Origin of the sequence: Agathobaculum sp. LCP25S3_E8 (assembly GCF_052117165.1) — a bacterium.
Lineage (GTDB): Bacteria > Bacillota > Clostridia > Oscillospirales > Butyricicoccaceae > Agathobaculum.
The window spans coordinates 25,187-38,573 of sequence record NZ_JBQKJR010000015.1 but is presented as its reverse complement, the minus strand read 5'-3'; the positions used below and the strand labels follow the sequence as shown (position 1 = coordinate 38,573).

Here is a 13,387-nt window from a genome sequence, read left to right as displayed (position 1 = left end):
AATTCGGCGCTTTTTCTCAGGATGCGATAACTTAGTCAGTAAAATTGGACGTAATCAGCTCAACCAAAGCAGAAACAGCCTCTTCCTCGTCCGGGCCGTCCGCGATCAGGTTGATGGTAGTGCCCTTGGTGATGCCCAGGGACAGAATGCCGAGCAAGCTCTTCGCATTGACGCGGCGCTCTTCCTTCTCTACCAGAATCGTCGACTTGAACTCATTTGCCTTCTGAATAAAAAAAGTTGCGGGACGGGCATATAAGCCTACCTGATTGGTAACCTGTACCTCTTTCGAATACATAATCTGCATCGCTCCTATTTCTTCAAATCCGATATATATAGTCTATCCTCTTTTGTCGATTTCGTCAAGGCCCTTTTCCCCTTGCGCCATTTGCGTTTTTGATGAAATTTTTCTTGCATTCCGTCAAAATATATGGCATTTTGCCCTGTATGACAGTTTTACGCGAAAGGATGTTCAAATTTTTACGCATCTGCCGAAACCGATTTCACCGAAGCTCTACAATGGTCACGCCCTGCTCGCCTTCGCCGTATACACCGCTGCGCACGCTTTTGACCCGCTTATTACTCCGCAGATGTTGCTGTACGGCGTTTCGCAACACACCCGTTCCCTTGCCATGAATAACCGTCACCGAAGGCAGTCCCGCCATGATTGCACGGGACAGAAAATTATCGACTTCGAACAGCGCTTCCTCCGCGCTCATACCACGCACATCGACTTCGCTGGCCGCCGAACGCAGGTTCAGCTCCCGCGCAGGTGCGCTGCGACGTGGCTGCGGTGCAGGCTTTTTCGCGGGTTTGTTTTCCTCCACCAATCGAAGCTCATTTTCCTTGACCGTCATTTTCATCGGTCCGGCCTGCACCTGCACATTGCCGCTCTTGTCCGCAGGTGCCAGCACATCCGCCAACACACCGCCGACATTCAGCAGCCGTACACGATCACCCTTTTTAACAGGACGCTGCTCATTGGCCTCGACCACACGCTTCTGCACACCGCGGCGCTGTTCGTTCTCGGTCTGCGTAATGACGCCACGCAGCGCCGCCTTGGCCGCAGCAAGATTCTGGTCTGCGTTTTTCTTCTGCGACTTCTTTTTCAAGTCTTCCAGCTCGTCAAATACGGTTTCCGCTGTCATGCGCGCATCCTTGAGAATGCGATCAGCCTGACTGCGCGCGCTTTCCAGCAGCTTATCCGCGCGCTGTTCGGCCGCGTCGCGCTCCGCGCGCATCTTATCACGCTCAGACTGTGCCATCGAACGCATTTTGGCAGCTTCATCCCGCATCTGTTCGACGCGGCGGCGCTCACGTTCCAACTCCGCCAGCACATCCTCAAAGCGCGCGTCCTCGGTCGAAACCTGCTCCTTCGCCCGCTCAATGATGGTCGGCTGCAGCCCCAACCGCGCGGCAATGGCAAACGCATTGGATTTGCCGGGAATACCGGTCAGCAACCGATAGGTCGGCTGTAAGGACTGCACATTAAATTCGCACGAGGCGTTTTCCACACCGTCGGTCGTCAATGCAAAGGTCTTCAGCTCCGCATAGTGCGTCGTCGCCGCCACACACGCGCCCATCTGGCGCGCGTAGCCGATGACCGCAACGGCAAGGGCCGCACCCTCGACCGGGTCGGTACCTGCGCCTAACTCATCAAACAGCACCAAATCGCCCTGCCCGCAGCAATCCATGATGGACACAATGGTTTTCATATGCGCAGAGAAGGTGGACAACGACTGTTCGATACTCTGTTCATCGCCAATATCCGCATAAACATGCTCAAACAGCGCAATCTCGGATTGCTCATTTGCCGGAATATGCAGACCGGAAGCCGCCATGAGCGATAGTAGTCCCAGTGTCTTGAGCGACACGGTTTTGCCACCCGTGTTCGGACCGGTGATAACCAGCGTGTCATACTCGCCGCCAATAGCAATGTCAATCGGCACCGCCTTGCCCTTATCGAGCAGCGGATGCCGTGCACGCAGCAAACGGCAGCGGCCGTTTCCTTCTGCAAGCACCGGCGGAGCTGCATTCATCTCAAATGACAGCTTTGCCCGCGCAAACACAAAGTCAAGCGATACCAGCGCATCAAAATCCTGCTCAATCGCGTTTTTGTACCCCGCCACCTCGCTGGACAGCTCTGCGAGGATACGCTCAATCTCGGCCTCCTCGCGGCCTTCAAGCACCTTAATCTGATTATTGATTTCAACCACCTGCTGCGGCTCGACGAACACAGTCGCGCCAGTGGAAGAAGTATCGTGTACCAAACCCGGGATATCGCCGCGATGCTCTGCCTTGACAGGAACAACAAAACGCCCGTTTCGCTGGGTGATGATAGTTTCCTGCAAATATTTCGACCGTTCACCCGAAATCAGACGGTTAAGCGTCTCTCGCACCTTGCCTGAAATGCGCCGCAGTTCGCGACGGATAGACAGCAATTCAGGGGATGCGCCGTCCGCAATCTCCTCCTCGGATACGATTGCGGTCGTAATCGCTTCCTCCAGCATTCGATTGCCGGACAGCAGGCCGAAAATCGGTGTCAGCGCGGTCTTTTCCTCCTGTTCCGCATCATATACCAACGCGCGGCGCGCAGTTTGCAACAGACTCGCAACATCGAGCAACTCACGTGGGTTGAGCGTGCCGCCACGGTCGGCGCGCTGCAAAATCGCGCCAACTTCGCGGATGCCACCGAAGGACGGACTACCGTGCCGCACCATGCGGTTTTTCGCATCTGTCGTCTGGTCCATCCAAATCTGCGCCTGCTCATGGTCATCCAGCGGCCGCAGCGCGCGGCATTTCTCTTTCGCCGCATCCGATGCGGCCTGAGCCGCGAGACGCTCTAAGATTTCATAGTATTCCAGTGTTTTTAAGGATTTTTCACCTAATTTATTCATAGCTTCCTCTCCAAAAGCAAGGTTTCACAACAGAAAAAACAGCAGCAGAAACAGCAGATAAATCCCCAGCATCGAGCCGGCAATTAACCCGATTGTCCCCAGCCAAATACGCAGAATCGAGCGACCCGTTTCGCCGGTCATACCGCGAAGCTGCCTGTATTGCAGCAGTACCCACAGCCAATGGCTGCCATAAGGAAAATATCGCGCGGCAAGACGCTGATACTCCTCATTCGGCAGATACTGCTTGAAGTCGCGCAGCAGATAATGGCCGCACAGAAACGTGTTGGCCAACGAAAGCAGCATCAACCCCAGTATGACAATATACGGTTTTATGCTTGCAAGCCAGCTAAACAGAAAGACTGCCGCCGCGATGCCATCGAGCACGCACTGCACATATATCGAAAAACGCAAAGAGGTCTGCTTTACCAACATATTCTTTATTCCAATCATGGTTTTTTCTCTTTTGGCTGGAGTGAACGATAAAAGGCCAAACTATCAAACCCGCGGCCAAGGTGGTACTGCACATATGCTTCCGCCATACGACAAAACTGTTCACGTGCCGGACCAGTAAGTGAAAAAGCATACGCTTTCTGCGGCTCTGACGACAGAACATGCAAAATTGCACGCAGCGTCCCGTCCGCAAGCCGTTCATACCCACCGACGCGCGCGGCGCACTTGTCATCCGCCGCCGTACCCGCACGCACGGAAAAACACACAGGCGACTGCTCGATCGGCTGTCCACACACGCCGCACTCGGTAAAGTCAGGCGCATATCCGCTCTCCGCCAGCACACGCCACTCAAACGCGGCCTTGACCAGCGTGGGATCGCGTTTTTGACCCTCGAGCGCATACAATGCGTGCAGCAGCAAGCGACACACCGCGGGACTATCCTCATCCGGCCCGGTCACCGCACCGGCAACCTCCGCCAGATAGCAGGCAAGCGCATACCGCTCAATATCTTGCGCAAGCAAGAAAAACGAATGCACCAAATCGGCGTCGCGCAGCGCGTATTTCCCTCCCCGCTCGGACAGAATCAACTCGGAATAACAAAACTGCCGCGCGGCAGGGTTCTGTTTTTTGCCCCGCCGCGCATTTTTATACAGAATTTCGCTCTTGCGGCCGTATTCGGTCAGCACAGTCAGATAACGATCAAAATCACCGAAGTCCACCTCGCGCAAAATGAGCGCGCGCAGCCTGACCTCTGCCATTTACTGATCCTCGTAGCCGAAATTGCGCATCTGGTACTGATTGTTGCGCCAGCCTTCCTTAACCTTGACCCACAACTCAAGGAACACTTTCGCATCCAACATGCGCTCGATATCTGCGCGGGCCTGACGACCAATCTCTTTGAGCATAGCGCCCTGCTTGCCGATGATAATCCCCTTGTGACTGTTCTTTTCACAGTAAATAACCGCGTTAATCTCGATCAAACCGTCCTCACGCTCGTGCCAACGCTCGATACCGACGGCAACACCGTGCGGCACCTCTCGGTCAAGCAAACGCAGCATTTTCTCACGCACAATTTCAGCCACAAGCTGCCGCTCCGGCTGGTCGGATACCATATCCTCCGGAAACAGCTGCGGACCTTCGATGGCATATTTGTCCACCTCGGACAGAAAATCATTCAGTCCCTCACCTGTGCGCGCCGATACCGGCACAACAGCATCAAAATCATGCGCCTCGGCATACTTGGCAATAACCGCGAGCAGCTCTTCCTTTTTGACCGTGTCGATCTTATTGATGACCAGAATGGACGGCATATGATGCTGCTTAATCTGCTGGATAAGGCTCTCCTCCGCCGGGCCGATGTTCGCGATCGGCTCAACCACAAGCGCCGCCACGTCCACTTCGGACACGGTATCGGTCACAACCTTACACATGTAATCGCCCAGACGAGAGCGCGGCTTATGCAGACCGGGCGTATCCAGAAAGACATACTGCGTATCCCCGCGGCTGAGCACACCTGTAATACGGGTGCGTGTGGTCTGCGGTTTACTGGAAACGATGGCAACCTTCTGCCCCACCAGCTTATTGGTCAGCGTGGATTTGCCGACATTCGGGCGGCCGACCACCGAGACGACCGCAGTTTTCGTAATCTTGATCATTGTATTCTCCCATAATAAAATATAAACCAAAGTGCAGCCGGTACTGTCACCAGCAGCACCATCAACGCCCAAAGATGCGCGATTAGAAACTGTGCGGCCGTCCACAGCACACCTTCGCCGATAAAAATGCATACGCCTACCGCTGCACACGCCGCGGCGCACACGAATACACCCGCTGCGGCAATGTCCTTGGCATTGCGGACAAAGCCATCGTATCCGCTGGCCTGCCGGTCGCATAACCGCTCAATGGTGGTGTTCATCAGCTCCGCACCCATGGTCAGGCCAAAGCAGATGCATAAAATCGCCGCCTCCGCTGCACTTGCGCGACCCATCAGTGCAAAAACCGTCACATAAAAGGCCGTGACCATGTGCACGCGGAAGTTGCGCTCCCCATGAATGCACAGCCCCAGTCCGCGCAGCGCGTGCTGAAAGCTCTCATGCAGTTTTCGGATGTTCTTTCCCATATCAGTTCTCTCTGGTCAGGCCGAGGAAGGTAAGGTTGTCCTCCTCCTTGGCGCGCATCAGGCGTGTGTCCTCGTCGTTGCGCTCATGATCGTAACCCAGCAGGTGCAGCACGGAATGGGTCGTCAGATATCCGCACTCGCGTGCCGGCGAATGACCAAACTGCGCGGCCTGCTCCACCGCGCGTGTGTAGCACAGAATCATATCGCCCAGCATCACACATCCCGAGTCAGGCTCAACCTCTAGTTCCTCCTGCGGCATGCCGTTAAAAAAATCATACATCGGGAAGGACAGCACATCGGTTACCGCATCTTTGTCCCGATATTCCGCGTTGAGCCGCCGAATCTCGTCGGCATCTACGACGGTCACGTCGATTTCCGCATCAAACGGCACGTCCTCGCTTTCGAGTACGCGTTTTGCACAGGTGCGAATGAGTTCATCTACCGCCTGCGCGTCCTCCACTTCGGTTTCAAAGCCGATATTGATCTGATGGCTCATCGTTTCTCCCCTTTTCGGCGAAAAGCCGGATGTTTGCTGTCCTGCGTCCTGCTTTTCCCTTTTTTGCCCTCGTAATCGGCATACGCCTTGACGATACGCTGCACCAGTTCATGCCGCACGACGTCCTTTTCGGTCAGATAGCATTGCGCGATACCCTCTACCCCGTCGAGTACACGCAGCGCTTCTTTCAAGCCGGACTGCTTACCGTCCGGCAGGTCAATCTGCGTAATATCGCCCGTGATAACCGCCTGCGAACCAAACCCGAGGCGAGTCAGGAACATTTTCATTTGCTCGGGCGTCGTGTTCTGCGCTTCGTCCAGAATAATGAAACTGTCATCCAATGTGCGGCCGCGCATATAGGCCAGCGGCGCCACCTCGATTGAACCGCGCTCCTGATACTTGGCGAAGTTTTCCGCACCGAGCATATCAAACAGGCCGTCGTACAACGGACGAAGGTAGGGATCAACCTTGCTTTGCAGGTCGCCGGGCAGGAAGCCCAGCTTTTCGCCCGCCTCAACCGCAGGACGTGTCAGAATAATGCGGGACACCTGCTTGTCCCGGAAGGCCGCGACCGCTGCGGCCACGGCAAGATAGGTCTTGCCCGTACCCGCAGGGCCGACACCCATGACGATGGTATTTTTACGAATCGCTTCCATATACCGTTTCTGGCCAAGGGTTTTGGCTTTAATCGGCTTACCCTTGGCCGTGATGCACAGCACATCACGGCTCATGGTGTGCACCTCAGCCTCACGGCCATCGCGTGCCAGTCCAATGACGTACTGCACGGTCTGTGTGCCAATCGCGTCCCCGCGCGCCGCCATAGAGACCAGCGCCTCAATGGTATGCGATGCCGTCTCCACATCCGCCACCTCGCCCGAAACCTTCAGCTCAGTTCCTCGACTAATAACTGAAACGCCCAATTCCCGCTCAATCAGCTTGATATTCTCGTCAAACGCACCGAAAACCGACATCAGCAGTTCGGTTCTCTCTACCTGTATTGTCTTTTCTATGGTTTGCACCTTGCTTTCTTTGTTCTCTCCGTCTGTCGCTGTGTGCTATGGCGCAGTCTCGTCCTCAGACGGCGGTTTTTCCGGAATCGTGCTGTCATCAACCGCCTCAACACCAATCTGCTCGACTGCGTGTACCGTCATCTCCAGCACCGCCGCGCCGTCCTGTTCCGTGAGCGTTTCGCTGTGCTCTGTGACCGAACCGTCCATACCGGAAGCAATCTCCTCCAACGCACGAGAAAGCATCTCGACACGTAACTCTTCCACTGTGGCAGTTTGCGGCTCACGCTCGTAAAACACATAGGTCTGCACGACCAGCGACACCGGGAACACCACGCTGTCCGACAGGCGCAGTGTTCTGGTTTCTATTATTTTATCACAGGTTCCCCCGTCAATTCCACTCCCAATATATAAATTTAACCGGTGATTTCCCAAAACCAGCGCATACTGCCGCCGCACCTTACCCGTGTATACTTTGTTCTCGGTTTCCAGCGCGCGCGCTGCCGTCACATGATGCACCGTATATGCCTCTACCTCGCCGCGTGCATGCGTTAAGTGATAATTCCCATCCTCACGGGTCGGCGCGACCAGACCGCTGATAAGTGTATCGCCCGTTTCGACCGCATCGCCCGCCTGCACCATCGGCTGTCCTTCCAGCGCCTTCACACTTTTGATGACGCCTTCCCGCGCAGCAACGACCTTGACAATCGCATTCTGGTCAATCTTTTCCTCGGGCGGCGTCACACCGTACGCCTCAATGGTCAGGCTGTTTCCACGAAAATTGAGCGACAAAAATGTCATATTCGGCTGCATGCCGAGCATGGTCCAACGGATACTGCGCGTGTCCAGCGAGCTGATGCGCGCACCGATATGCACCCCCAACTCTTCCAGCTGCTGCATCACCTCCGCCTCATCCAGCACGGGGTCAATATGCGCCTCAATCGACCAGATATGGGCGCACAGCACCCAGCAAAGCAACATAAGCAGCACCAGACCGCCCCACAGCGCGGTGCGCGGCCGTAAGCGCGCCGCCCAAAACGGCATGCCGCGCCGCTGTTCTATATGCACTCGGCAGCCCGTACGCCCCATATACCGCCGCAAGGCACGAAAATCTGCAAGCGACAGCGTAGCATACATTTCATCCCACGCGGTGCGCTCCATCCGCCGCAGCATTAGACCTTTCTCGGCGCACAGATTGAGAAAGCGCGGCAGGCTTGCACCCGTCACACGCACGCGCACCTGTCCGCGCGCCAGACGCCAGAGCCGCGCAAGCATAATTTCATCCCCTTTCCGTCATCCCGCCGTCGTATACTCCACCGAAACGATCGTCCCGGTAACCGCCAGTTCGTCAAGTGAAAGCGCCGTCAGCTCCAGCCCCGCTCCCACGATACGCACCTCGCAGCCGCTGCATTTGACCCGCAGCAGCCCTTGCTCATATTCCTGAATGCCGCGATGATTCTCCACCACCACCCGGCTGTTGCCGATGATTTCCACGCGTGGCCGGAATCCATGCAGATCGTCGATCAGCTCGCCTAACCCCTCATGCGCCATGTGCGTCCCTCCTCCGTTCGGGCTATTGTATGCGCCCACAGCATCAAACTTGACAGCGCTGCATATCCTGATGCATCGGAGGTGCGTGCATGAAACTCTTTTTATCCCTCGCTTTATTTGCGGCATTCCTGCTGTTTCCCGCCGCCTGTGCCGACGGCGTGCGTGACGGTCTTTCACTGGCCGCCGGACAGGCGCTGCCCGCGCTGTTTCCTTTTTTCCTGGCAAGCGGTCTGCTGGTACGCAGCGGACTGGCGCAAACGCTCACCCGTCCCGCCGCACGTCCGCTTGCACAGCTGTACCATCTGCCGCCTTCTGCTGCGACTGCCGTCATTCTCGGACTGACCGGCGGTTATCCGGTTGGAACGGCAACCACGGTCGATTTGCTGCGGCAGGGCGCGCTTTCCCGCGATACCGCAGCGCGGGTCAACAGCTTCTGCAACTGCGCCAGTCCGGGCTTTTGCATCGGTCTGGCGGGTCTCGGTATTTTCGGCAGCGCACGGACGGGTGCAGTGCTGTACGGCATCCACATACTCACCGCACTGTTGACCGGCCTTCTTGTTGCGCGTCCAGCACAGTTCACGGCGGAAGATGCCGCGCCACATACATCGGGCGTCACGCCATGCCAGAGCTTTTCCGCCATTTTTTGCGCTGCGGTACAGCAGGCCGCTGCCACCGCCCTGACCGTCACCGCCTTTCTGACCGTCTTTTGTGTATTTCTGCATCTGGTGCAGCCTGTTTTATCGCATCTTCCTTACAGTAATGCACTCTCCGGTATGCTGGAGCTGACCTCCGGTCTGGATGCACTTCGCGCATTGCCGTTTCCTGACGGCGTGAAGCTGACGCTCGTCTCCTTCCTGCTGGGCTTCGGCGGACTGGCCGTACAGTTTCAGGCGCGTGCATTGGCTGAACCCGCCGGTCTGCCCATGGATGGTTTTGCAGCCAGCAAACTGCTGCACGGCGCCATGGCAGCCGCTTTCACCGCATTGCTGACACGCATTTCTCCTACCGCACTTCCGGCTTTCGCACCGGTGGACAATGCACTGCAGCAGCGTCACTACCCAGCTTTCTTCCTGATATTGCTTTTCATGTTGTTTACAATTTGGTCTGGAAAAAAAGCGAAAAATAAGATATAATGGGTCACAGAACATTGGATTGGAGTGATCTGACGCATGAAGCTGAAAAAGCTGCTGCGCAAAAATATTGAACCACGCTGTACTTATTGTGCTCATGGCACACCACTGGCTGATGGTCAGCGCATTGCGTGCCGCCGCCGCGGTGTGGTAGACGGCACGGATCACTGCCGTGCGTTCCGATACGACCCCCTGCGCCGTGTGCCGCCCAAGCCTGCGGCTCTGCGCGGCCATTTCACCGACGCTGACTTCTCACTGGGGGATAGCAATGAAAAATAATATACTACGAAACCGACTCGCAGCACTTGCCCTGTGCTTCATTTTATTGATTTCTGCCGTCCCTCTGCCGCAAGCCTTTGCCGCACCTGAAGATGAGGACACGGTTTCCGATTCCACAGATACTGGCAGCGATACCGAAAGCACGGACACAGAAAACACGGATAGCACCAGCCAAGCGGATAACACAAACATCATTGCCGCTGCACCCGGCGCGCCCACGCTTAATGCTGAAGCGGCGCTGCTCATCAGCCCGGACTCCGGCATGGTACTGTACGAAAAAAATGCGGACGAGCGTCGTTACCCGGCCTCGACCACCAAAATCATGACGGCACTGCTCACACTGGAAAACGTGACCGACCTGAATGAGACAGTTACCGCCGAAGCCTCTGACTTTGAAAATGTCACCGCAGACAGCTCAAACGCAGGCATCAAACAAGGCGAACAAGTCACGGTCAAAGACCTGCTGTACGCGCTCATGCTTCCCTCAGCCAATGAGGCCGCCTATATGCTCGCTCGTCACGTCGGCGGGACCTATGAAAATTTCGTCAATATGATGAACGAACGCGCTGCTGAACTTGGCTGCACAGGTACCCACTTTTCTAACCCCTGCGGCCTGCACGAGGACGACCACTACTCCACCTCACGCGACCTCTACAAAATTGCCTATGAGGCCATGAAGGACGAAACCTTTGCCAATATCGTTAACACCGTACAGCACATGATGTCAAAAACCAATATGCACGAGGAGCGTAAAATCTACACGACCAACATGCTGATTTTCAGTTCGTATGCTCCCTATGCTTATCCATACTGTCAGGGCATCAAAACCGGCCATACCTCGCAGGCGGGTAACTGCTTCGTCGGCTATGCAGAGTATGGCGACGCCAAGCTGTATTCCGTGGTCATGGGCTGTGATGACCAGTCGGCTGAATATCCTGAAATTGCAGCCAGCTTTACCGATACTTCCGCTTTATGCAAATGGGGCTTTGAAAACTTTATCTCCAAAACACTCGTCAAGCAAGGCGATACCATCAAACAGATTAAAGTGGAACTATCCACCGATACGGACAAGCTGGTACTGACAGCCAAAAACGATTTGGTTTCTCTTGTTCCCAAGGATTTGGATATTGAAGCGCTCACCCAAGACCCTGTCATTACCGCACCGGAAAGCGTGGATGCCCCAATTAAAGCAGGCGATGTGATTGGCAGCGTCACCTATTCCTATAACGGTATGGACTACGGCACGGTCGAGCTGGTGGCGCTCAGCGATGTGGAAATGAGTCCCGTACTCTATTACGCCGATAAACTGAGCAACTTCTTCCAAAGCACCGTATTTAAGGTCATCTTGATTGTACTGGCCGTATTTGTCGTATTATATATTCTGTTCAATCTGACTTTTGGTGGTATACGCCGCCGCAAACAACGCAAGAATCTGCGTTCTCGGTATGAAAACACCAATTTCCAGCGCAGACGCCGCAGATAATAGATGACTCCAATAACATCATAAAAAAACAGGCAGATGCTAGAGCATCTGCCTGTTTTTTTACAAACAAAGCCACCAGTATGGCGTGACACCGTACTGGTGGCTGAAATTGCTTTTGACTAAAACTTTGCGATCAGGTAAATTCCGTCGGCGCATATGTGCCGTCTGCAATCTGCTGCGCAACCTTGTCAGTCAAACCGTTATACACAACACCCGGCTCCAGCGTAATGCCCTTGATTGCCGCAAGTTCGGAAACCGTAACAAACGCATAGGTTTTATCTGTGCGTTTTTGTAGGTCATCAATGGCCGACAACGCACCCTCCACCGAAGTCGGGTACAGGTCGTGCATCAGAACCACTGAGCCATCCGCCGCATTCACAATCGCATCGTGTACGCTCTGCTTATTGCGGTTTTTCCAATCCTGTGTATCTACATTCCAGTTGATAATTGGCAGCCCCAGTTCCTTAGCAACGGCCTTAACATCGCTGTTCACACCGCCGCCAACCGGACGCAATACCGTAGGCGGTTGTCCTGCCTTCTCTGTGATGGTACTCGTTGCGGAGGTAATTTCCTTCTGAATGCCATCTTTCTTCAGTCCGGTCAAATGCTGCATCGGATGCGTCATTGTGTGGTTGCCTAGCTCATGTCCTTCGGACACCAGTCTCGGCAGCGTGCTGCTGAACATATTGACACGGTCACCGACCATAAAGAAGGTCGCATGCGCACCGCGTTCCTTCAGGCCGTCCAGCAAATATGCCGTCAGTCCGTTCGGATAGCCATTGATTGCACCGGTCGGTCCATCGTCGAACGTCAACGCGATATACACGTCTGCATCCGGCACATTCACATTGACCGCCTGCGTCAATCCGCTCGTCTGACCGGACAGATAAGCCTTCTGGCTGTCAAAGCCATCCAGCGAGGTAACGGCAAAAGCAAACGATCCATCATCCAGCGCTGTATACTCTTTGCCGATTACTGCAGCAAACAACGGCGCAGATACATAAAATCTTCCGCTGTCTCCATCTGTAAAAGCACTGATATCGTCGCCGCGCACACGGTCTCCATTCACCTTGGTTTTACCGTCCTCGTGTACCGTCGATTGAATGCCGTTATACTCTACCGTCCATTCGCGATCCCCGTCGAAAGAAGCCGTTCCACCCAGTGTGGTGATCGCTGCGCTGAGCGGCACATATTGCAGTCCATCCCGCTCTACTACGGCTGCACTGCGAGACTGGCCCGCTTCCTTCATCTGCCGGACCTCACCTTGATACTGCAGCTTATCCGAATCCGTGCGCATGAGTACGCTGTCAGATGCAAGCTGTGCCTCGGACGGTCCAAGCTCAGACAGCGCTTCATCCGCAATCTTGCCCAGCTTTTCATCATCCAACGTTTTTTTGGATTGCGAAATCACAACCAAATCACCCATATCTGCGCCCAACTCACCTACCTGCCAGGAGAACAACTGGCAGATATCGTGCACTGGCACATAGACTGTCCCGTCTTTCATCACGGGCGCAGTCGACATGGTCTTTGTTTCTTCATTCAACTGCGCGGTTTTACTGTTCACTTGTACACGCAGCGTATCCTTCTGATCCGTAAGCACAGAGGTTTTGCTGCTTTCCTCCCAGGACAATTCAAGTCCCAGATTCTCGCACAACGATTTTACCGACACAAAAACGTTTCCATTGCTGTCCCGATACGGCGTCGCATTGCCCAGATCGACTATTTTACCATCTGTAAATGCACGCGCATTGTCAACTTGGTATACCAGCTGATTCCGATCCCCACCAAAAATCGCACTGGATACTCCTTTCACAACGTGAAACGCAACCGGAACCGCAACAATTATCACCAGAATCAGTGCGATCAACACACCATAGTGGCTGTTACGGCGACGGTGTCTGTGGCGCCGGTAAGTCGTCCGGTACGCCGATTGATATGTCATTTTCCGTTCATTCCTTCCTACCTATTGTTGATT

Annotated in this window: 14 protein-coding genes; 3 read left to right on the top strand and 11 right to left on the bottom strand. The window is 54.8% G+C overall.

The features are described 5' to 3' along the window. Positions 1-31 precede the first annotated feature (31 nt). The 10 genes from ACTQ34_RS07540 to ACTQ34_RS07495 form a co-directional block, all read right to left on the bottom strand. Positions 32-295: an HPr family phosphocarrier protein gene (locus ACTQ34_RS07540; protein WP_107632189.1), complete on the bottom strand. Its 264-nt coding sequence runs from the start codon at positions 293-295 to the stop codon at positions 32-34. Between the two features lie 205 nt (positions 296-500). Then, complete coding sequence (locus ACTQ34_RS07535) at positions 501-2,894, bottom strand: endonuclease MutS2 (RefSeq protein ID WP_441363245.1); 2,394 nt, start codon at positions 2,892-2,894, stop codon at positions 501-503. Between the two features lie 24 nt (positions 2,895-2,918). Next, complete coding sequence (locus tag ACTQ34_RS07530) at positions 2,919-3,344, bottom strand: hypothetical protein (RefSeq protein ID WP_441363244.1); 426 nt, start codon at positions 3,342-3,344, stop codon at positions 2,919-2,921. Beyond that, positions 3,341-4,102 carry a DNA repair protein RecO gene (gene recO, locus ACTQ34_RS07525; RefSeq protein ID WP_441363243.1) on the bottom strand — a complete coding sequence of 254 codons (762 nt, stop codon included), beginning with the start codon at positions 4,100-4,102 and terminating at the stop codon, positions 3,341-3,343. Before recO ends, ACTQ34_RS07530 begins: the two co-directional genes overlap by 4 nt. Further along, a complete protein-coding gene (era, locus tag ACTQ34_RS07520; protein ID WP_441363242.1) occupies positions 4,103-4,999 on the bottom strand; it encodes a GTPase Era in 897 nt (298 codons plus the stop codon). After that, entirely contained in the window at positions 4,996-5,463 is a 468-nt protein-coding gene (locus tag ACTQ34_RS07515; protein WP_441363241.1) for a diacylglycerol kinase, read from the bottom strand. Before ACTQ34_RS07515 ends, era begins: the two co-directional genes overlap by 4 nt. A 1-nt stretch (position 5,464) precedes the next feature. Further along, on the bottom strand, positions 5,465-5,959 hold the full coding sequence (ybeY, locus tag ACTQ34_RS07510; RefSeq protein ID WP_441363240.1) for an rRNA maturation RNase YbeY: 495 nt from the start codon (positions 5,957-5,959) through the stop codon (positions 5,465-5,467). Continuing rightward, positions 5,956-6,930 carry a PhoH family protein gene (locus ACTQ34_RS07505; protein ID WP_441363262.1) on the bottom strand — a complete coding sequence of 325 codons (975 nt, stop codon included), beginning with the start codon at positions 6,928-6,930 and terminating at the stop codon, positions 5,956-5,958. Before ACTQ34_RS07505 ends, ybeY begins: the two co-directional genes overlap by 4 nt. An 84-nt stretch (positions 6,931-7,014) precedes the next feature. Next, positions 7,015-8,241, bottom strand: coding sequence for a sporulation protein YqfD (locus ACTQ34_RS07500; protein WP_441363239.1), 1,227 nt, complete (start codon positions 8,239-8,241; stop codon positions 7,015-7,017). An 18-nt stretch (positions 8,242-8,259) separates the two neighbouring features. Next, positions 8,260-8,517, bottom strand: coding sequence for a YabP/YqfC family sporulation protein (locus tag ACTQ34_RS07495; protein ID WP_373164719.1), 258 nt, complete (start codon positions 8,515-8,517; stop codon positions 8,260-8,262). Between the two features lie 89 nt (positions 8,518-8,606). Here ACTQ34_RS07495 and ACTQ34_RS07490 point away from each other — a divergent pair, with 89 nt between their 5' ends. The 3 genes from ACTQ34_RS07490 to ACTQ34_RS07480 are packed head-to-tail and all read left to right on the top strand — an operon-like array spanning position 8,607 to position 11,409. Then, positions 8,607-9,650 (top strand): hypothetical protein, encoded by a 1,044-nt coding sequence (locus tag ACTQ34_RS07490; protein ID WP_441363238.1) that lies wholly within the window; start codon positions 8,607-8,609, stop codon positions 9,648-9,650. A 36-nt stretch (positions 9,651-9,686) separates the two neighbouring features. Continuing rightward, entirely contained in the window at positions 9,687-9,926 is a 240-nt protein-coding gene (locus ACTQ34_RS07485; protein WP_441363237.1) for a hypothetical protein, read from the top strand. Continuing rightward, on the top strand, positions 9,916-11,409 hold the full coding sequence (locus ACTQ34_RS07480; RefSeq protein WP_441363236.1) for a D-alanyl-D-alanine carboxypeptidase family protein: 1,494 nt from the start codon (positions 9,916-9,918) through the stop codon (positions 11,407-11,409). Before ACTQ34_RS07485 ends, ACTQ34_RS07480 begins: the two co-directional genes overlap by 11 nt. A gap of 133 nt (positions 11,410-11,542) precedes the next feature. On the opposite strand, the gene ACTQ34_RS07475 is transcribed toward ACTQ34_RS07480, so the two are convergent. Next, positions 11,543-13,354 (bottom strand): polysaccharide deacetylase family protein, encoded by a 1,812-nt coding sequence (locus ACTQ34_RS07475; protein ID WP_441363235.1) that lies wholly within the window; start codon positions 13,352-13,354, stop codon positions 11,543-11,545. Positions 13,355-13,387 lie beyond the last annotated feature (33 nt).

Bases quoted from the DNA above. Each gene is read 5' to 3' on its own strand.
- ACTQ34_RS07540 (WP_107632189.1), bottom strand. From the start codon at position 295: ATGTATTCGAAAGAGGTACAGGTTACCAATCAGGTAGGCTTATATGCC.
- ACTQ34_RS07535 (WP_441363245.1), bottom strand. From the start codon at position 2,894: ATGAATAAATTAGGTGAAAAATCCTTAAAAACACTGGAATACTATGAA.
- ACTQ34_RS07530 (WP_441363244.1), bottom strand. From the start codon at position 3,344: ATGATTGGAATAAAGAATATGTTGGTAAAGCAGACCTCTTTGCGTTTT.
- recO (WP_441363243.1), bottom strand. From the start codon at position 4,102: ATGGCAGAGGTCAGGCTGCGCGCGCTCATTTTGCGCGAGGTGGACTTC.
- era (WP_441363242.1), bottom strand. From the start codon at position 4,999: ATGATCAAGATTACGAAAACTGCGGTCGTCTCGGTGGTCGGCCGCCCG.
- ACTQ34_RS07515 (WP_441363241.1), bottom strand. From the start codon at position 5,463: ATGGGAAAGAACATCCGAAAACTGCATGAGAGCTTTCAGCACGCGCTG.
- ybeY (WP_441363240.1), bottom strand. From the start codon at position 5,959: ATGAGCCATCAGATCAATATCGGCTTTGAAACCGAAGTGGAGGACGCG.
- ACTQ34_RS07505 (WP_441363262.1), bottom strand. From the start codon at position 6,930: ATGTCGGTTTTCGGTGCGTTTGACGAGAATATCAAGCTGATTGAGCGG.
- ACTQ34_RS07500 (WP_441363239.1), bottom strand. From the start codon at position 8,241: ATGCTTGCGCGGCTCTGGCGTCTGGCGCGCGGACAGGTGCGCGTGCGT.
- ACTQ34_RS07495 (WP_373164719.1), bottom strand. From the start codon at position 8,517: ATGGCGCATGAGGGGTTAGGCGAGCTGATCGACGATCTGCATGGATTC.
- ACTQ34_RS07490 (WP_441363238.1), top strand. From the start codon at position 8,607: ATGAAACTCTTTTTATCCCTCGCTTTATTTGCGGCATTCCTGCTGTTT.
- ACTQ34_RS07485 (WP_441363237.1), top strand. From the start codon at position 9,687: ATGAAGCTGAAAAAGCTGCTGCGCAAAAATATTGAACCACGCTGTACT.
- ACTQ34_RS07480 (WP_441363236.1), top strand. From the start codon at position 9,916: ATGAAAAATAATATACTACGAAACCGACTCGCAGCACTTGCCCTGTGC.
- ACTQ34_RS07475 (WP_441363235.1), bottom strand. From the start codon at position 13,354: ATGACATATCAATCGGCGTACCGGACGACTTACCGGCGCCACAGACAC.